At 36.3% G+C, this 18,216-nt stretch carries 18 protein-coding genes and 4 pseudogenes; 7 read left to right on the top strand and 15 right to left on the bottom strand.

All coding sequences use genetic code 11. The features are described 5' to 3' along the window. Positions 1-10: 10 nt before the first annotated feature. Together LFLEISCH_RS01160 and yjbM are read right to left on the bottom strand one after the other, a co-directional pair. Positions 11-805: an NAD kinase gene (locus LFLEISCH_RS01160; RefSeq protein ID WP_007472195.1), complete on the bottom strand. Its 795-nt coding sequence runs from the start codon at positions 803-805 to the stop codon at positions 11-13. 24 nt (positions 806-829) lie between these two features. After that, positions 830-1,492, bottom strand: a complete 663-nt coding sequence (gene yjbM, locus LFLEISCH_RS01155; RefSeq protein WP_007472193.1) for a GTP diphosphokinase — start codon at positions 1,490-1,492, stop codon at positions 830-832. A 130-nt stretch (positions 1,493-1,622) separates the two neighbouring features. Here yjbM and LFLEISCH_RS01150 point away from each other — a divergent pair, with 130 nt between their 5' ends. After that, complete coding sequence (locus LFLEISCH_RS01150; protein ID WP_007472190.1) at positions 1,623-2,198, top strand: CYTH domain-containing protein; 576 nt, start codon at positions 1,623-1,625, stop codon at positions 2,196-2,198. Between the two features lie 221 nt (positions 2,199-2,419). Then, positions 2,420-3,229 carry a protease adaptor protein YjbH gene (gene yjbH / locus LFLEISCH_RS01145; protein WP_007472188.1) on the top strand — a complete coding sequence of 270 codons (810 nt, stop codon included), beginning with the start codon at positions 2,420-2,422 and terminating at the stop codon, positions 3,227-3,229. Between the two features lie 98 nt (positions 3,230-3,327). On the opposite strand, the gene LFLEISCH_RS16320 is transcribed toward yjbH, so the two are convergent. The 6 genes and pseudogenes from LFLEISCH_RS16320 to LFLEISCH_RS01120 form a co-directional block, all read right to left on the bottom strand. Next, entirely contained in the window at positions 3,328-4,752 is a 1,425-nt protein-coding gene (locus tag LFLEISCH_RS16320; protein ID WP_338151538.1) for a putative mucin/carbohydrate-binding domain-containing protein, read from the bottom strand. Beyond that, positions 4,747-6,213: pseudogene (locus tag LFLEISCH_RS14485) on the bottom strand (putative mucin/carbohydrate-binding domain-containing protein); the annotation flags it as partial. The gene LFLEISCH_RS16320 and the pseudogene LFLEISCH_RS14485, both read right to left, overlap by 6 nt. 35 nt (positions 6,214-6,248) lie before the next feature. Further along, entirely contained in the window at positions 6,249-6,740 is a 492-nt protein-coding gene (locus LFLEISCH_RS14480; RefSeq protein ID WP_007472184.1) for a hypothetical protein, read from the bottom strand. 219 nt (positions 6,741-6,959) lie between these two features. Further along, positions 6,960-8,186, bottom strand: a complete 1,227-nt coding sequence (locus LFLEISCH_RS01135; protein WP_007472182.1) for a peptidase U32 family protein — start codon at positions 8,184-8,186, stop codon at positions 6,960-6,962. A gap of 13 nt (positions 8,187-8,199) precedes the next feature. Next, positions 8,200-9,109: pseudogene (locus LFLEISCH_RS01130) on the bottom strand (peptidase U32 family protein). A 120-nt stretch (positions 9,110-9,229) separates the two neighbouring features. After that, the gene (locus tag LFLEISCH_RS01120) at positions 9,230-10,294 is read right to left on the bottom strand and encodes a glycosyltransferase family 4 protein (RefSeq protein WP_007472177.1); all 1,065 of its coding nucleotides are present in this window, start codon (positions 10,292-10,294) and stop codon (positions 9,230-9,232) included. Positions 10,295-10,720: 426 nt separating this feature from the next. On the opposite strand from LFLEISCH_RS01120, the gene LFLEISCH_RS15705 reads away from it, so the two are divergent. From LFLEISCH_RS15705 to LFLEISCH_RS15700, 3 genes and pseudogenes are all read left to right on the top strand, one after another. After that, entirely contained in the window at positions 10,721-11,119 is a 399-nt protein-coding gene (locus tag LFLEISCH_RS15705; protein WP_007472175.1) for an LCP family glycopolymer transferase, read from the top strand. Next, a pseudogene (locus LFLEISCH_RS16315) lies at positions 11,103-11,165 on the top strand (hypothetical protein); the annotation flags it as partial. The gene LFLEISCH_RS15705 and the pseudogene LFLEISCH_RS16315, both read left to right, overlap by 17 nt. A gap of 69 nt (positions 11,166-11,234) precedes the next feature. Further along, on the top strand, positions 11,235-11,474 hold the full coding sequence (locus tag LFLEISCH_RS15700) for an LCP family protein (RefSeq protein WP_241432856.1): 240 nt from the start codon (positions 11,235-11,237) through the stop codon (positions 11,472-11,474). A 37-nt stretch (positions 11,475-11,511) separates the two neighbouring features. Here the strand turns inward: LFLEISCH_RS15700 and LFLEISCH_RS01110 are convergent, their stop codons facing one another. The 7 genes and pseudogenes from LFLEISCH_RS01110 to LFLEISCH_RS01080 form a co-directional block, all read right to left on the bottom strand. Then, a complete protein-coding gene (locus LFLEISCH_RS01110) occupies positions 11,512-12,234 on the bottom strand; it encodes a GntR family transcriptional regulator (protein ID WP_007472171.1) in 723 nt (240 codons plus the stop codon). A 15-nt stretch (positions 12,235-12,249) separates the two neighbouring features. Next, positions 12,250-12,954, bottom strand: a complete 705-nt coding sequence (locus tag LFLEISCH_RS01105; RefSeq protein WP_007472169.1) for a glucosamine-6-phosphate deaminase — start codon at positions 12,952-12,954, stop codon at positions 12,250-12,252. A gap of 19 nt (positions 12,955-12,973) precedes the next feature. Then, positions 12,974-14,107, bottom strand: coding sequence for an N-acetylglucosamine-6-phosphate deacetylase (nagA, locus tag LFLEISCH_RS01100; RefSeq protein ID WP_007472167.1), 1,134 nt, complete (start codon positions 14,105-14,107; stop codon positions 12,974-12,976). Positions 14,108-14,251: 144 nt separating this feature from the next. Continuing rightward, positions 14,252-15,100, bottom strand: a pseudogene (locus LFLEISCH_RS01095) (PspA/IM30 family protein). Positions 15,101-15,115: 15 nt separating this feature from the next. Then, positions 15,116-15,433 carry a lmo0954 family membrane protein gene (locus LFLEISCH_RS01090; RefSeq protein ID WP_007472161.1) on the bottom strand — a complete coding sequence of 106 codons (318 nt, stop codon included), beginning with the start codon at positions 15,431-15,433 and terminating at the stop codon, positions 15,116-15,118. Between the two features lie 153 nt (positions 15,434-15,586). Then, entirely contained in the window at positions 15,587-15,820 is a 234-nt protein-coding gene (locus LFLEISCH_RS01085; RefSeq protein WP_373852525.1) for a hypothetical protein, read from the bottom strand. A gap of 84 nt (positions 15,821-15,904) precedes the next feature. Next, positions 15,905-16,366 (bottom strand): DUF4064 domain-containing protein, encoded by a 462-nt coding sequence (locus tag LFLEISCH_RS01080; RefSeq protein WP_007472157.1) that lies wholly within the window; start codon positions 16,364-16,366, stop codon positions 15,905-15,907. A gap of 135 nt (positions 16,367-16,501) precedes the next feature. On the opposite strand from LFLEISCH_RS01080, the gene LFLEISCH_RS01075 reads away from it, so the two are divergent. Together LFLEISCH_RS01075 and LFLEISCH_RS01070 are read left to right on the top strand one after the other, a co-directional pair. Continuing rightward, positions 16,502-17,320: an alpha/beta hydrolase gene (locus LFLEISCH_RS01075; protein ID WP_007472155.1), complete on the top strand. Its 819-nt coding sequence runs from the start codon at positions 16,502-16,504 to the stop codon at positions 17,318-17,320. A 21-nt stretch (positions 17,321-17,341) separates the two neighbouring features. Continuing rightward, on the top strand, positions 17,342-18,208 hold the full coding sequence (locus LFLEISCH_RS01070; RefSeq protein WP_007472153.1) for an alpha/beta hydrolase: 867 nt from the start codon (positions 17,342-17,344) through the stop codon (positions 18,206-18,208). The last annotated feature ends 8 nt before the right edge of the window (positions 18,209-18,216 follow it).

The following is an 18,216-nucleotide window of genomic DNA, read 5'->3' as shown; positions in this document are numbered from 1 at the left end:
TTTCTTCCTCCTAGTCTTCAATAAAGGAATCATGCACTCGTTTCCAGAACGGGAACGAACGAAAACGTGCAAATTGAATCTCTACATCTGCCACTTCATATATGATTTCACGCACATCGCGGTGTAAAATACTTAAATGGTCCACCGAAATTTGAAAATCTTTATCATTCACAGGTTTTAACTTCACTTGGTGGTGTTCCGGAAAGACAAGAGGACTACCTATTGTCCGGTAAACTCGATTATTAATAGAGGCCATTTCGGTTAGTTGCATCGCTTTAACGGACGGATGCATAAGCGCACCGCCAAGCGACTTATTATAAGCCGTTGTGCCACTAGGCGTTGACATACAAAGTCCGTCCCCGCGGAAGCGTTCAAAATGACTTTCATTAATCATCACATCCACAACAAAGGGACCCCCGGAACTTTTTATCGTGGATTCATTTAGTGCTAAATAAACCGCTTCTTTTTTCCCCAACTCGTAGTATACAGTTGTTTTTAAAAGTGGATAACGTACTTTTTCATATTTACCATTTGCAATATACTTCACTAGCTTTTCAGCCTCATTTGGCCGCCAATCTGCATAAAAGCCAAGATGCCCTGTGTGAATCCCTACAAATGCTGTCTCATTCAAACGGTGCTCATACTCATGGAAAGCAGCTAAGAGTGTGCCGTCGCCTCCAATTGAAATTACAATTTCTGGACTCAGCGCGTCATACTCCATCTCATACTCACCAAAAGCAGCAATCATCGTAAGCCTAAGTAAATTGGATTTTTCATCCCCTTTTGATGTAATCACATACTTCACTGTGCATTCTCCTTTTACTAGTCGCTATTTTTTTGGTAGGTCATGATGATTCAACGTTTTATTTTTAGGCACATCCTTATTTTTTGAAAAATAAACTTGCGCTTCTTGAATTTCTTCGCGAATTTGGCTCATCTCTTCATCTAACTGAAAAGCCGCCTCGGCCGCACGTTTTAACCGCGTATTAATCGCCTCAGGAAATTCCCCTTGATACTTATAGTTCACAGAATGCTCAATGGTTGCCCAAAAATTCATTGCCAGTGTCCGAATCTGGATTTCAACAAGAATTTTTTCTTCCCCACTAATGGTTTCGACCGGATACTCAATCACAACATGATACGAGCGGTAACCACTCGGCTTTTTATTCGCAATATAATCACGTTCCTCAACAATGCGAAAATCTTTTCTTTGCCTCAGAAGATGAACAACCGTTTCAATATCATCAACAAACTGGCACATCATGCGAAGCCCCGCAATATCTTGCATCTCATCCGCCAAATGGTCCAGCGCAATATTTTTTTGATTCGCTTTATCTAAAATACTCGCAATCGGTTTTACCCGCCCCGTAACAAACTCAATCGGTGAATGGTTATTTTCAAGCTGAAACTGTGCGCGCATCCCCTTCAGTTTCACCTTTAATTCATCGACAGCCTGTTTATACGGCGCCAAAAAATCTTCCCAATGGTTCAAAAAACTCACCTCATAGACTGAACTTTATTCATACCCTTTTATTTTACCATATTTTCCGCGATGCTACAGTTATCACTATTCACTATTTTTTGTTACTATAGAAGAAAAGCATAAAGAGAGGAAGACGACAATGGAAGAGCTAGAGATTGAGTTCCGTAACCTTTTAAATGAAAATGAGTACGCGTCTCTTTGCGATTTATTTCGCTTAAAAGAAACCGATTATTTTGAGCAGACAAATTATTATTTCGATACAAAAGACTTTGCCTTGAAAGCACGCTTAAGCGCCCTTCGCATCCGAAAAAAAGGAAGCCATTTTGAAATGACACTTAAAACCCCGCAAGGAGACGGCCTTTTAGAAACCACACAATATTTAGGTGGTGACCAGGCTGAAGCCATTTTTGATGGCGCCAATATTCCAACTGGGCCAATTCGAGATAAATTGGCTACGCTAAGCGTATCTTATGAAGACTTACACTATTTTGGTTCCCTAAAAACCATTCGGGCTGAAGTGGAGTATAAAAAAGGACTTTTAGTCTTCGATAAAAATTTTTACGGCGATAAAATTGATTTTGATGTGGAATATGAAGTATCCGATTTTAAAAAAGGACAAGAAATCTTTAACCGCTTCTTAGAACGAAATGAAATTACTATACAACCTGCACCGAACAAAATTGAACGTTTTTATGAACATGTCTACAAAAAGTGATATAAATTAACACATTCTAGTGTTAAATGTGACTATTTTTTAAACTTCTTCCTTAGAGCTCTATTTCTCAGGTACAATTATTTGTTAATTTTGGATGTGACTGATAAAATAAATATAGATAAAAAAAGTGTATCAGCAAATGGTAACAAACATTTTCACACTGGTACAAAGACGATGACAACTTAATCTATGTCAGAAACTGAAAATCAGGTGATTAAAAAATGATTAATCAAAATTTATATTATAAGTCGGTTGCAAATAGCAAGCCTATTGAGATTTATCTTTTTTTCGATCCAGCTTGTAAAGATTGTTTCGATATGGAAGCGAATATTCGACGTTTACAATTAGAATATGGTAATTATTTTAAGTTAAGATACATTCTTTTTAATAATCTTCAAACATTTATGAGTAAGCATAGACGTTCAAAAGAAAATCTTTCATTAAAAGAACAACAACAGCTTGCCCACCTTTCTTATGTTTCTTGTCTTGCCGTTAAAGCTGCTGAACTTCAAGGAAAAAACCTTGGAATTTCGTTTTTACGCCATATTCAGGAAGCTTATTTTGTGAACGGGGAAGATATTTCAAATGAAATGATTCTTTTTGAACAAGCAAATGCAACGGGTCTTGATTTAGCAGAATTTCGAAAAGACTTCCATTCAAACATTGCTAAACGGTCGTACATTGGAGACCAAAAAGTGGCGCGCGAAATGGAAATTACAGAAAACCCTACTGTTGTTTTTTTCAATCGAAATATTGAGGATGCCGGCTTAAAAATTACTGGTATGCATCGCTATGATATTTATGTCCATATTTTATCAGAATTACTCAACCACTTTCCGGAACCAGAAGAAAAACCTTCTATGGAAGAATATATGGCGCTTGTAAAGGTCACAAGTACCGATTCAATGGCCCAGTTTTATAATGTATCGAAATGTCAAATCGAACGTCAAATGAAAAAATGGCGTTTACAACAAAAAGTCACCCCCGTTGAATTGCAAAACGGAGAGATGATGTGGCGTTATATCGACTAAAACTTTCTAAAAGAGTGGTGTACCGCTCTTTTTTTATACAAAAAACCGATGCTTCGTATAATGTTTTTCCATTATATTTATGCATCGGTTTATTGTTATTACTGGACTATAGCTAGGCCATTTTCAGTCACACGATATGTCACTGTTTTATTTTTTTCTAAAGAAAGATGGTTCATCTGATTTTGAATGCTAAGTCTTGCTTGCGCTTCTTGATGTTCAACTTTAATCAAATCTCCCACTTCCAATTTGACTTTATCTACTTTCGCCCCATAATTTGTTGTTCCAACAAATGATTGTTTGTATTTTTCATGATTTTCTTTGTCTAAAATCGTGATTGCCGCATATTGATTAGAGAAATAAACATGTGGGCGTCCTGCACGAATATTTACACTCGCTTCCATATCCTCTAATGAGACATTCATAGTAAGAAAAGTATTATCTCCTAAACCTTTAAAAGTGTATAAGAAGTCAGGGCTAATATCTGCACTTTGAACAGGTATTTCGCTTAAGCTTACTTTCTCTAGACCATTTTCGCCTACACGATAAATCGTCGTTTTAGCTTTTTCTAAAAAGAGATTATTATTTTTATTTTGAACAGCTAGACGATGACTTCCGCCTTCTTCGTGGTACACTTTAATAAAGTCACCTTTCACAAGTTTAACTTGTTTTGTACTTGAAGGATAATTCGTCGTACCTACAAAATCTTGGTTATATTTTTCTCCGCCATATTTATTATAGATTGTAATGGCTGCATAGGTTTTATTGAAATAAATATGTGGTTTGTTTTCAGGTGTTACAATTGTCGCCGTACCATTTGATAGTGAAATATCTAGTTTTGAAACAAGGTGATCTCCTAATCCTGTAAGCATGAATTGGAAATTATCGCCCGTTTCCGCTATTGGAGCAGGAATACTATCGACTGCTTTCAAACCATCTTTTTCAACTTGGAAAGTGAGATTTTTTGCTCTATCTAAAAAGACATAATTGGAACGGTTTTGAACGCTAAGACGAGCTTCACCTTCCTCATGATGCACACGAATATAATCGCCTTTCTCGATATTTACTTCTCCTTTATTAGAAGGATAATTTGTTGTACCTACAAAATCTTGATTATATTTTTCAATACCATATTTATTGTAAATTGTAATATTGGCATATGGTTTGTTGAAATAAACATGTGGTTTATTTTCTGGCGTTTCAATTGTTACTACTCCTTTTGATAAAGAAACATTCATTTTCGTAACAAGATGATCCCCTAATCCTTTAAACACATATTGGAAATCTTGACCTTTTAATTTATCTGGTAAAAGAGCCGCATATTTTTGTTCGAACTCCGATTTTACTGGCTCTTTTAGATACTGAACACTACTTATAAAGATTTTCTTATCATCTGATAATGAGCTAGAAGCATTTTTCAAAGAATCTTCTTTAAGAAGTTTGTCTCCTAAGTCACTTAATTGTTTTTCATACTCTTTTTCTGCATCATTATGAAGTTGTTGATTCACTAAGCCCCATTTTGTCATAACCCAAGTATTTGTAGTGCGTGTGTTATCTACAATATTTTCTTTAGATTTTAACCTTGATGGCTCGACGTGATAAATCTCTACTCGGTCGCCTTCGTTAAACGGAAATTCTTTCGTTTCAACTGGGGCATTTGTACCTTCTAGGATTTGATGGTAAACAACTTCATTACTCGTATTTGTCACTGTAACTTCAGCATACTTACGGTTAGCAAAGAAATAATGCGGAGAACTCGTAAGAATGGAAACTTTTGCCGTATTATTTTGACCACTAACAGTAAAATTAGCAAACAGCTCATCACCTAAACCAAGAAGTTGAATTTCTTGATTGTGAAAAGAAGCAGCATTTAATTTTGAAAAAGTAAGGCTAGCTTGATTTTCTTTTTCTTTTACATAAACATACTTCGTATCGAAAATATAATCTTTCATGTTTGTTCCAACAACCTCTATGCTGTAAACACCATTTGGCACATTAGAGAATTGAATGGAATTTCCTGAGATTACTTTTTCTTGAACAATTTTATTCCCATCTCTAAGGCGAATCTCGTTTCCATAAAGTTCCGACATTTTATCTGCTTGGAAATTAATAGTAAGGTTACCTTTTAAATTTAATGGTGCAATTTCATCATTTGTGATCATTTCAAAATTAGAAGTAATTAAAAGGTTACTATCCAACAAGTTTCTTGCATCTGCTAATTTATTTTGAGGCACTACATGTGCTAAAGAAGCAACAGCTGGATAACCTTTTGTGCGATTAAGTTCACTTTGATTTGGCTTCACTTGAACTCCCCATTTTTCAAAAACGGGTGTAAAGTCTAAATGACTATTTTCACTATAGTACTGATTAAATAAATCCGGTAATAAATAATCGCTTCTATTAAAACCACTTTGATTAGCAACAACTCTATATCCTTGGTAAAGTTTTGTTAAAGCTTCATTTCCAGCTTTTTGGCGTAATAATGATAAAAATACAAGTTTTTCACGGACACCAACGGAATGGTAGGTACCATTTTGTTCAATCAAGCTTGTATATAAACCATTTTCAACTCTTTCTTTACGTCCATAATCAAAGAGCCAACCTAATTCATCTGCTTGTTTACCGTATAGCTTATATTGATACTCTACACCATATAAGTTATTAAAAACTTCTCCCGTATACATTCCTCTACTATCAAAACCTGCTTGATAACCATGGCCAATCTCATGTAACTGACCCCAATCACCTTCTTTTAACCAACTCCCCACTGACGTACTAGTCATTGCTGTCCAGTTCCCGCCGTAGTATGCTCCTCCAGCTCCGTGCGCATCTGCTTTTAAGAAATAACGGTTTGAGGAGTTTCGATTAAGAGGCGTTGATTCATCAAATCCAGCCGTATTATTGTACGCCTTAAACAAATTTTTATAATGAATGATTAATTCATCTAAATTCTTAAAATCTTTCATATTTTTAAGAGTAGCTTTATCTCGCTTAGGAACTAATAACTGGAAATCTTCTCCTTTTACAAGCGCATAATCTCCATCATTTTCATCCCATTTATCAAAAAACTTTGTTCATTTTCATGATATTTATAAATTGGTAAAGATTTTTGTTCTGTATCACTTACCACTTCATATTCTACTGTTGCATTTACTTTTCCGTATGGTGTATTAACAAAAGGTACTAAATTTGCAGTACTTTGAATTGTTTTCCATTCACGACCAACTGTTACAGATTTTTCAACATTAGAATCATTTCCCAGCAAATAAACAACTACTGATCCATCAAAATTTGGATTTGTTTGACGAACACGCAATTCAGTATTTGCTTGTAAAATAAACCCTAAGTCTTGGCGATCGTGGTTAATTCCTTTACTCATTCCAGAATTTGCAATCCAATCTGCTCTTTCAATACTCTGAATATTCACACTTTTACTGCTATTCGCAAACACATCGTGACCCCAAATTGCCGTCACGAATAAAAACATCACCAGGCCAACTAATATCTTTTTCATCACATTTTTCCTCCCATTGAATTTTAAACTAAAGCCATATCCGCTTTAGCTATATTAGTATAGCATAAAAAAAACGAATTTCTGTGTCTATATTATGTATTATTCGCCTAAAAACAACACTATTTTCTTTTAAAATAAAATTTACGAAAAACTAAGTTATTTTAATTTTATATACAAAAAAACTAAAAAAGACACTTAAAAAAGTGTCTTTTTTAACATTTATTTCTTTTTGCGCATAAAATAAAAAGGCTTAACAGGTAAATCTACAACCATTTTTACCGTCATCATGGCATTTGGTGCACGGTCAATCGACTCCCCGTCCTCATTCCAAATCTCACGCACTACTTGTTTAAAGCCCGTATCACTAGGCCCGTAAAACTCAATTTCATCCCCTACACCAAAATTATTCCGTTGTTGTAAGGTAGCCACCTTCGTTTTTTCATCATATTCAAGAACTTGTGCTGCAAAAGCATATTGCGGAATCTTTCTAGTTTTACCAAAAAGTTGTTCATCTTCCGTCGGCTCTTTATAAAAGAAACCTGTTGAAAGCTCTCGTTGTGCCACTTTCCAAAGCTCGTCTTCCCAAGCTGGATCAAACACAAAATTTTCCGGGTCAGAACAGTAAGCATCTACCACTTTTCGGTAAATACTCGCAACCGTTGAAACATAATGAATAGACTTCATCCTACCTTCAATTTTCAAACTATCAACACCCGCATCTACCATATCCGGAATAAAGCGAATCATCGATAAATCAACAGCACTCATTGAAAAAGGTTCTTCCTCATCATCCACTAGATTTTGCGGTCTACCATTATCCATTTCAAACAAATCATATTTCCAACGACAACTTTGCGCACAACCACCGCGGTTTGCATCACGGTTCGCCATATGATTCGATAGCGTACATCTGCCCGAATACGAAATACACATCGCCCCGTGGATAAAAGCTTCCATCTCAACATCTGTATTTTCGCCAATTTCACGAATTTCTTTCATACTAACTTCACGCGCCAAAACAACACGTTCAAGCCCTCTTTTTTTCCAAAATTCAAGCGTTTTGTAGTTCGTCGCAGAAGCTTGAGTAGACAAGTGAACCGGAAGTCCAGGTGCGCTACTAAAGCAAATTTGAATGAGCGCAGGATCCGACACAATCACTGCATCAATACCAATATCGCGAAGCTTTAAGAAAAATTCACCGGCTCCTTCTGTATCCCCTTCGTGCGCAACCATATTAGCCGCAACGTAAACTTTTGCCCCGCGACTGTGCGCAAATTCGACCCCTTCAACCATTTCTTCAAAACTAAAATTCCCAGCGCGCGAACGAAGCCCAAATGCCTGTCCGCCAATATATACAGCGTCCGCTCCGTAGCGAATCGCAATTTTTAACTTTTCTAAATTTCCAGCTGGTGCAAGCACCTCAGGTTTTTTTAAAGTCGTTTTCATCATTTTGTCCCCCTTACTTCACTTCATCTGGATTTTTCAAATAAAAACCAGCGCCTAGTTCACGTGTATCTGGTACTAATTTAGCTAAACGATTCACAAATGTCTCTGCAACAAAGTTTTGATTGATAAGCGCCTCTTTCGCTTCCACAAAAAGTTTAGCGATTGAAACAAAATCCGCACCGTGCATCAGAATTCCGTCAAGCTTAAAAGTCGTGACACCAGCATCATAAAGTTCCGCAAGATAAGGCATCATACTAATATCTTCCGTACTAAAAATATGTGTACCATTTTCATCTTCATAAATTGGCAACATACTATCCGCGTCATTTGGCTCTCTTAAATAAAGCCCTCGCGCTTTGTCAGCAGTTGTTTGTAGTCCAACAATATTATAATAGTTGGTAACAAGTTTACGTTTTGATTGATGAATACAAGTTGGCCCATAAACCAGTACTTCTACGGGGATATCAAGCCGCTTTGCAATTTGAATCACTTCTGGCCGCGTCAGTTCGCGTGCAAGAACCGCTGAAACCGCGCCTAGACCAGCCCAAAAATCAATTTGTTCGGCACTCGTTACAAATGTCTGCGCATCATAAATAAACGGCACCTTAATTTCTAACTCTTCAAGCATTAAAATAACGCCTGGATCCCCAACCGCAATTTTGTCTACCCCCATCGCATCAATTTCACGTAAAAAAACAGGTAACTCTTCCACATGATCATTGTGCATCAGTGCATTTACCGCAACAATCACTTTTTTTCCCAAAAGAATGGGCTAATTTTGTGATTTCTTCGATTTCAGCATTTGAAAAAGAAGTCGGTAATCTGAGGCCGAAACGACTATTTCCAATATAGAGCGTATCTACCCCGGCGCGAAGCAAATTTTCGGCTTGCAGTGCTGATTCTGCTGTCGCAATAATTTCCATATTCAATTCCTCTTTTCTCCTTTTAACTTACATTGAATAATGTATCACAAGTAAGAGAAGCGAGCAATACTTCATCAAAAAAAGCTAACCCTTTATAAATCTTTAGGTTAGCTTTGATTATTAAGAATCATTTTCGTCCTCGCGTACTTGTTCAATTCGGAGTAGCTTCATAATAGGGCGATAATTTTGCCCAATCAAGCCAAGCGATTCAATTAATATTTCAACGAGTAAGAGAAGAACCGCCATTAAAAGCATTGATCCCCAAATCGTTGACATTGTAAAGATAAAAGAAAACAGTGAAAATAGGGCTGAAATCGCATAAATTAAAATAACTGTTTGACGATGTGTAAATCCTAAATTCATTAATTGGTGATGAATATGTGATTTATCCGCCATAGCGATAGGCTGTTTTGTAACTGCCCGGCGAATGATTGCAAAAATAGTGTCAGAAATTGGAACACCTAAAATTAGAATAGGCACAACGAGCGAAACAAAAGTGATATTTTTGAATCCCATTACAGATAATACAGCAATAATAAATCCTAAAAATAATGCTCCCGTGTCCCCCATAAAAATTTTAGCAGGATTAAAATTAAATGGTAAAAAGCCTAATGTCGCCGCAATTAGTATGGCAGAAATTGAAATGACAACAGGATCTGACATAATAAAGGCCATTCCTAAAATGGTAATCAGGGCGATCGTAGAAACACCTGCAGCAAGGCCATCTAATCCATCAATCAAGTTAATGGCGTTTGTAATCGCTACAATCCAAATGATTGTAAGTGGAATACTTAAAACTCCAAAATGAACTTCTCCACCAAAAGGCAAATTAATAAATTCAATCGAAATTCCACCCCAAAATACAATAATAAATGCTGCTAAAACTTGCCCGATTAGTTTATATCTTGCTTTTATTTCAAATAAATCATCAATAAAGCCCGTTAGCATCATCACAGTACCAGCGAAAAAAAGTGGCCATATGAAGGTTTTATCAATTGGTAATAAAAACAAGCCAATTGAAAAGCTTATGTAAATCGCGAAGCCACCAAGGCTTGGAATTGGTCGCACATTCACGCGTCGTTTATCTGGTTTATCTGTTACATCAAAGTAAAGAGCCACTTGCCTTACAATGGGCGTTATGACGAGTGATGCCAGTAAACACAAAATAATTATTGAAGGTAACAAGGCAAGGCCTCCCCTACATTAAATTCTGTTCTTATTATACGTTTTTATTTTTAAAAAGACAATGAAAATCCAAAATCTTAAAAACTTCTTTAATTCTTTATTCCCCATCTATTACTAAATAGTCTTTAATTTGTGTCTATTTTTCGACTTTTTCCAAAAAAAGCTGACGTAGCACTCAATTTGTATTAAAATAACTATATTGAATAAGAAAGGATGAACAATTTGCGATCTGATAAACAAAAAAAAGAAAAAAACGCAAAGGCTTAAAAAATTTTTCTCATTATTCTGCTTGTCTTTGTTCTAGGAATTGCTGGATACTTAGGCTATGCTTACTGGAAAACAACTTCAACATTTAATAAAATTCATACCCCTATAGAAGGTAAAGAAAACGCAAGTGTCCGCTTAGATAAAAAACAACCTTTTTCTGTGTTGATTCTAGGTGTCGATGAGCGCTCTGGCGATAAAGGTCGTTCTGATACTTTAATTGCAGCAACTGTAAACCCTACAAAAAATAAAATTCAGATGTTAAGTATTCCTCGAGATACGAAAACAACTATTCCTGGATATGATTCAAACCCGCATAAAATTAATGCCGCATATGCCTATGGTGGCGTTAAAATGACAGATGCTACTACGACACAATTTTTAAATGGAATTCCTTTTAACTACTATATTAAAATCAACATGGAAGGATTCCGTGACTTAGTAAATGCTGTTGGTGGAGTCGATGTTGTCAATGACAAAGATGGTTTAACACTCGCTACCCAGTCTTCTGAAGGAAACAAAAAAAGTTTTCAACAAAGGAAAAATCCATTTAAATGGTGAAGATGCACTTGCATACGTACGAATTCGTAAATCGGATGCAGAAGGTGACTTTGGTCGACAAAAACGTCAACAACAAGTTATGTCTGCTGTAGCTGAAAAAGCACTAAGTACTGGTTTGATATGGCGTTTTGATGGCATTTTAAATGCTATTGGAGATAACATCCAAACAGATTTTACCATGAATGATATTACTCGAATAGCTAAAGATTATCGTAGCACTTTATCCAACGTAGAGAATCTACAAGTAAAAGGTGAAGGTAGCCGAATCGATGGTGGTCCTTGGTACTATGTCGTCTCAGATGCAGAACGCGCAAGACTCCATGATGAACTAGCTGAAAACTTAGGTATGAAATAAAAAAAGAACTTCCTGTTTTTTTCAGGAAGTTCTTTTTTTATTGTTTTACTTTGGCAACGAATTGAAAACGACTACCTACATATTGAGAACGAGTAAATTCAAACGGACGACCGTCTTCTAGGTAGGTAATTTGCCTTAATTTCATAACTGGAGAACCAAGTTTCACATCTAAAAAAGGAGCCACCTTCTCAGAAACTAATGCAGCCTCCATTGTTTGTTCAGCTTCACCAATTTGTTTTCCAATTTTCGTTTCAACAGCTTCATACAAAGAATTCATAATATCTTCTTTTGTAAGTAGCGAAGCAATATATTCAGGGATAGCTGCCACTTCATACAAAATAGGTACCATATCCCCGTAACGAATACGCTCAACTTTCATAACATTACTTTTTTCTGGAATACCTAGTGCTTCTTGTTCTTGTGTACTTGCAGGACGAATACCATAAGAAACAATGCGTGTAGAAGGTTTTTTCCCTTCTTGAAGCATTAGATTAGTGAAACTGGTTACAGCTTCCAGTCGTTCTGTTAATTTTTTTTCAGCAATAAATGTACCTGCACCGACACGTCTTTGTAAAATATTGTCGTCTACAAGACCTTGAATCGCCTGTCTGACAGTCATTCGGCTAACATGGAACATTTCAGCGAGCTGGCGTTCAGCTGGAATAGCTGTTCCAACTTGCCAAACGCCCGCCTCAATCTTTTGTTTAATTTCCGTTTGAATTTGAATATAGATTGGAATTCCCAACTGTTTATCGATCATTTTCAGCCCTCATTTTTATAGAAGTGAAGCCGCCTCTTCGTCTACAATAATTGTTACATCTGGATGGTTTTGTAATACGGAAGCTGGGCAGTTTACATCTACAGATCCATTTATAGTTTCTTTAATAGCTTCTGCTTTAGATTTACCAAACGCAAACAGAATGATTTTCTTTGCATTCATAATCGATTTAATTCCCATTGAATACGCATGTGTTGGTACATCTTCTTCTTTTTCAAAATGTACTTTATTTGCTTCACGCGTAGATTCGGTTAATAAGACCTTATGTGTTAAAGAGTCAAAAGAAGTCCCTGGTTCATTAAAACCGATATGCCCGTTTGTTCCAATACCTAAAATTTGAATATCAACAGGATGCGTATTTAAAATTTCTTCATAGTGCGCACATTCTGCTTCAGCATCAGTTGCTTCCCCGTTTGGTAAGAAGCTTTCTTTAAATTGACGTTTGGAAAAAAGTAAATCATTCATATAATAATGATAACTGTTTGGGTCGTCGGCTGCAAGGCCTACGTATTCATCCAAGTTAACAGTTGTAACATCACTTGTGTCTACATCGCTTTTAATAAATTCAGCGTAAAAAAGTTCTGGCGTGCTTCCAGTTGCAAGGCCAAGTGTTTTCACTTCTCCGTTACGAATTGCCTTTTCAATTATTTCCAAACCTTTTTTAGAGCCTTCTAGTTTATCCTTAGTTTTGATAAGTTGCATGTTCGTTTCTTCCTCTCAATTATACGTTTTTTTGACCATAAGAATATGTGGCTGTTAAATTTAGTGCATCATCAAAAATATTAAAATCAGCGTCTTTACCTGCTTCAAGACCACCTTTTGTAGTTAAGTTAAATTCTTTCGCTTGGTTAACAGAACTCATAAGAACAGCTTCTTCCACTGAGCAGCCCGTAAATTCAATCATATTACGGAAAGCATCATCATATGTTAAGACGCTACCAGCAAGTGTGCCGTCTTCTAAGCGAGCTTGTTTATCTTTTACGATAACCGTTTGCCCACCTAATTCTGATTTTCCTTCTGGCATACCTTTTGCTCGCATGGAGTCTGTAATAAGAGAAATACCATGTGCGCCCTTCATTTTATAAGCCAGTTTTACCATATCGCGATTGACATGGATACCATCAACGATTAACTCCGCTTGGATACCATCTTCAAGTAAAACGTGTCCTGGAACACCCGGCTCACGGTGCGTCATACGGTGGCAAGCGTTATAAAGATGCGTCGCGTGCGTTGCTTTACTAGTTTTTAAATGTTCGCGAACATCATTGGAGTGACCAACACTAGGTACAACACCGAGCTCTTGGCATAAATTTTCAAAAGCAGGAGAGGTTTCATGCTCGGGAGCATAAGTAACCACTTTAATAATACCGCCTGAAATATCGTACCATTTTTTGAATAGTTCAAGGTCAGGTGCTTGAATATATTCTTCCGGCTGTGCACCTTTAAATACTGCAGATACAAAAGGTCCTTCTAAATGGATTCCACCAATAACAGGTTCTTCTTTTGCTACTTCACCAATCACTTTTAATGCGGCTTCAATATTTTTATGTGATTGTGTCATGGTAGTCGGGAAATAAGTTGTAATCCCTTCATTTAACATGCCACGAACTTGTTTTTTAAGTGCTACAGGATCAGCATCCATCGCATCATGCCCGTAACCACCATGAGAGTGAACATCAATAAATCCGGGAACAACCTTTTGTCCTTTAGCGTCTATTACTTCTTCTCCGTTTTTTGCTTTGTAGTTACTCATGGAGCCGATTTCTTCTACTTGTTTATCAAAACGCATATAAGCATCTTCTAATACAAGTTTTCCTGTATAAATTGTTGCATTTGTAATTACTTTTACAGTCATTACGAAAGCCTCCTATTCTCAATCGGTCTATACCAATTATTATACCGCTTTTTTTGGAAAAAGCAACTTATCTTTTTCCATTTACCCCGAAAAAAGAAATTTAAGCAAAATAAAAACCGCCAGTGCAGGCGGCTTTTATTTTACTTATTCATTTTCTTTCTTTTCTTCATCTTTTTTTTCAAGCTCAGGAATCAGTGTCTCTTTATCTTTCTTTTTTCTTCTTTTTTCTTAGACTCTTTTTCTAAATCATTTAGTAGTTCTTCCATTGAAGCCTGATCTTTTTTCTTAAAGTTTTGTTTTTCGCGCTCAATGATATCATCTACCATTGATGTGAAATCTTGTGCTTTATCTTTAATGACTTCTTTACTTTTAGCTGTTTTTTTCTCTAATTCATCCATGAGCTCATCAAATGACTGTGAAAGTTCTTTCGCCATATCTGCTTTTTTATTTGCTTCTTCCGCTAAATCACGTTGTTTTTGTGCTTCATGGTAATCTGAAACGCTGCCCCAACTCATATCATGAATAACTTTATCCATTTTTTCTGAAGTTTCAGCTGCATTTTTTTCAGCCATTTCAGCTAAATGTTGCGTTTTTTAAGTTTTTCCATTTTAGACGCATTTCGTGCATACGAAGCTCTAAATCTTCTAATTGTTTAGAAGCTTGTTCATAATGACCTTTTGTAGTTTGAAGTTGTTCCTCATACTGCGCTACCTCTGCTTTTGCAAATTCAGCAAGCTTTGTTTCACCAGCTTCTTCTGCAATTTCTACTTGGCGACGACGTTTTTCTACATAAGCTTCCATTTCTTTATACTCTTTATAAAATAAGGATTTTAGTTCGCGTTGTTTTTCAACCATACGTTCTGCATCCTTCATTTCAGCTTTTGTTTTATCCATGTAGTAAGTAACAGAGCTGCGACGTTTTTCAGCACGTTCATCTATTTTTTTTGTAACCTCTTTATTCCACTCTTTCATTTTATCAAAGAAATTTGCCATTTTATTCTCCTCCAATTATTTATTATATGGGTAGTCAAATGTATCGTTATTATCATTTCGTTTATTACGGTTATTTTTAGTTAGGAAGTAAACAATTGCAGCTATGACTAAGACAACAATTGCGCCTTTTAAATTGGTAAGAATCATCAAGGCACCGATACCAATAAGTATACCGTAGACGACTTTTTCTCCGACTGACTTTGTTTCGAGTAACTTTTTAAGCGAATAGAAACCTAAAACGGCTCCAAGTGTTGCCATAATCGCTGGCCATAAAATGGTTAAGATCAGGCCGATTAAAATAACAACAAGTATCGCAATGATTATGCCTTTCATCATTTTTGCCTCCTTACTTTAACTGTATCCATCATAACGCGAAATTTCAACAAAAATAAGCACCTATAGAAGGAACTTTAAATCAGACTCGAGCCTTACTTTAAACATAAAAAAAAAGGGCGCTAAACAAAAGTTAACACCGCTTCTAAACGCTTATTCTTGCCACTTATTGGCATAATTCACACTGGACATGGCCCCTTCTGAAACCATATTTTCTGCCTCAATTTCAGTCTCATCTTCTTCTTCATATTTTTTTCGGATATCGTTCACACTATCAAATGGATCATTCGTTCGCTGGCGGTAAATAACATAGGATAAAACACCGGCAGTTGCTCCTGAAATGGCGCCAATTAGCGCTAAAGTAGATTTTTTTTTCAAAACCTCCACCTCCTCATTCTCATTTCATTCTTTCCCTTTTCAAAAAAATATTAAACAAAAAAACGATACATCACAGCATCGTTTTTCGTTTACTTAGAATGAATCAAAGTGTGTAACTTTCGGTTTGCGCACCCAGCACATGATTGCGGCGATAATGAATAGTAAGGCTGGGATAAAGCCGACTAAGAATGTCGATGCAATAACGAAAAGGCCCGCGAATAAAAATAGAAACCCAGCAAGCACAGGCTTTTTATTTCCTACAATGAAAATAAGTCCCAGTACAGCTAAAATGATTACAGCAATGAGTGCGATAAGGAAAAATGTTGAAAAGTTTCCTAATGTATCAATTACCTTTGTACCAGTTGGCGCATCTGCTGCGCTTATACCCGATTCACGTAATGTTCTTTCGTAGTTTTCAATAAATGCATCGTAGCCACTTTGTGTATTTGTTGCTTTTACAAACGCAAAACCAATGAAGGTCATGATGCCTTGTAAAATAAGAGATAAAATAAGTCCGATAATGGCTAGGGTGACTTCACCCGTTCTTTTAATCAAATTAAACTCCTCCTTAACTCCTTTTTTAACAGTATACTATTAAATGTCCCTTGATTCCAAGCTTTTAAGTAAGTGCAATTTTATTTAAAAGCATGTATAATCAAATCAGACTTTGATTAAAGGGGATGAACTCGCATGATAAAGCGAATTTTATTAGCTTATTTAGTACCTATTTTATGCGTAGGAGGCGCTATTTTTTCACTTATGGCCCTTAATCCTACCCGTCCGGAGGCTGTAAACACAAAGATTCCCACTATTTTTATTCACGGTTATCACGGGACGGATCGCTCACTTCATGGTATGATTCGCCGACTTGATCAAAAATATCATGTGGCTACTGACTCGATGATTGTTCATGTTAGTAAAATTGGAGAAATTTCTACAGAAGGCGAGTATAATCCGAATGCGAAAAACCCATTAATCAATGTGGTTTTTGATAATAATCGCGCAACGATTACACAGCAAGCAATGTGGATGAAAAAAGTGATGAGTTATTTACAAAAACATGAAGACATCACAAAATTTAATGCTGTAGCGCATTCAATGGGCGGTGGTGTATGGGAAGCCTACCTAGCCTCTTATTCAAAAGACCCAGCCTATCCTTCTATCAATAAAATTGTATTTTTAGCTGTTCCGCTTTATCCTGAGGAATATATAAACGGCGATGAGCAAGTAGATATTCGAAATGAACAAGAAGTACATGCAAATTTTGCTGAAAGAATGGCGAAAATTTTACCAAAAAATATTCCTGTTTTAATTATTGCTGGCGATTTAAATGATGGCACTAAAAGCGATGGTGAAGTGAAAGTAGATAGCGTGCTTTACGGAAAAAAATTATTTCAAAGTCAAAAAGTAGAAACTCATGTTATCAAGGGCCCTGAGGCCTCACATAGTAATATGCATGAACTGCCTGCAGTTGATCACTATATCATTCCGTTTCTTTTTGGGGAATAAAAAAGAGAGGAAAATGACAAAATGAAAAAAATCATCTTTTTATTACTTACACTTGGCATTTTATTTCTAGCTTTTAGTTTTATTTTTATGACAGCTGATAAACGAACAACAGATAATAAAACGTCCCAAACGGTGAAAGCTAAACCGGATAAGCCGCGTGAAATTGCTACACCCACTTTATTTGTTCATGGTTATGCGGGTACAAAAAATTCACTTGGTGGTATGATAAAGCGTCTGGAATCACAAAATGATGCTACAAAATCGCTTGTGATAACGGTAAAATCAGACGGAACGCTTGATATTTCCGGTAGTTACGATAAATTTAGCCATAATCCGCTCATTCAAATTTTATTCGAAAATAATAAAAGTTCGATGGTGAATCAAACGGAATGGCTAGAGACGGTTACGAAAACGCTAAAATCTGATTACCATATTAACAAGATAAATGCCCTTGGTCACTCGATGGGTGGCGTTAGCTTAGTCAATTACGTGGAACAAACGGGGAGTGACAATCGTTTTCCTACTTTAGAAAAATTAGTGTTGATTGGTGCACCGCTAAACGGCCTTGAAATTGGCAATGCTGCGTATGAACTTAGTGCTACTGGACCAAAAACGGAATCAGAACGGTATGCGAATTTTATGAAGCAGAAGGCGAATATTCCTAAATCGCTCGAAGTTTTTAATATTGCTGGGGATAAATCAGATGGGACTAAAAGCGATGGTAGCGTACCTGTTTCTAGTGCGCTATCTGGAAAATTTATCTTTTCTGATATTCTAAACTATGAGGAAAAACTTTTTACTGGTAGCGACGCGGGGCATAGCCAGTTGCATGAAAATCCTGAAGTTGATGCTGTTGTCGGTGATTTTTTATGGGTATCGAATGGGTAATTTTTAAA

Source organism: Listeria fleischmannii subsp. fleischmannii LU2006-1, assembly GCF_000344175.1.
GTDB classification, from domain to species: domain Bacteria; phylum Bacillota; class Bacilli; order Lactobacillales; family Listeriaceae; genus Listeria; species Listeria fleischmannii.
This window is presented reverse-complemented; position numbering and strand designations above follow the sequence as displayed.

Excerpts from the sequence above, each read along its gene's own strand:
- LFLEISCH_RS01150 (WP_007472190.1), top strand. The coding sequence starts at position 1,623 with ATGGAAGAGCTAGAGATTGAGTTCCGTAACCTTTTAAATGAAAATGAG.
- yjbH (WP_007472188.1), top strand. The coding sequence starts at position 2,420 with ATGATTAATCAAAATTTATATTATAAGTCGGTTGCAAATAGCAAGCCT.
- LFLEISCH_RS16320 (WP_338151538.1), bottom strand. The coding sequence starts at position 4,752 with ATGACAAAATGGGGCTTAGTGAATCAACAACTTCATAATGATGCAGAA.
- LFLEISCH_RS14480 (WP_007472184.1), bottom strand. The coding sequence starts at position 6,740 with ATGAAAAAGATATTAGTTGGCCTGGTGATGTTTTTATTCGTGACGGCA.
- LFLEISCH_RS01135 (WP_007472182.1), bottom strand. The coding sequence starts at position 8,186 with ATGAAAACGACTTTAAAAAAACCTGAGGTGCTTGCACCAGCTGGAAAT.
- LFLEISCH_RS01110 (WP_007472171.1), bottom strand. The coding sequence starts at position 12,234 with ATGATCGATAAACAGTTGGGAATTCCAATCTATATTCAAATTCAAACG.
- LFLEISCH_RS01105 (WP_007472169.1), bottom strand. The coding sequence starts at position 12,954 with ATGCAACTTATCAAAACTAAGGATAAACTAGAAGGCTCTAAAAAAGGT.
- nagA (WP_007472167.1), bottom strand. The coding sequence starts at position 14,107 with ATGACTGTAAAAGTAATTACAAATGCAACAATTTATACAGGAAAACTT.
- LFLEISCH_RS01090 (WP_007472161.1), bottom strand. The coding sequence starts at position 15,433 with ATGAAAGGCATAATCATTGCGATACTTGTTGTTATTTTAATCGGCCTG.
- LFLEISCH_RS01075 (WP_007472155.1), top strand. The coding sequence starts at position 16,502 with ATGATAAAGCGAATTTTATTAGCTTATTTAGTACCTATTTTATGCGTA.
- LFLEISCH_RS01070 (WP_007472153.1), top strand. The coding sequence starts at position 17,342 with ATGAAAAAAATCATCTTTTTATTACTTACACTTGGCATTTTATTTCTA.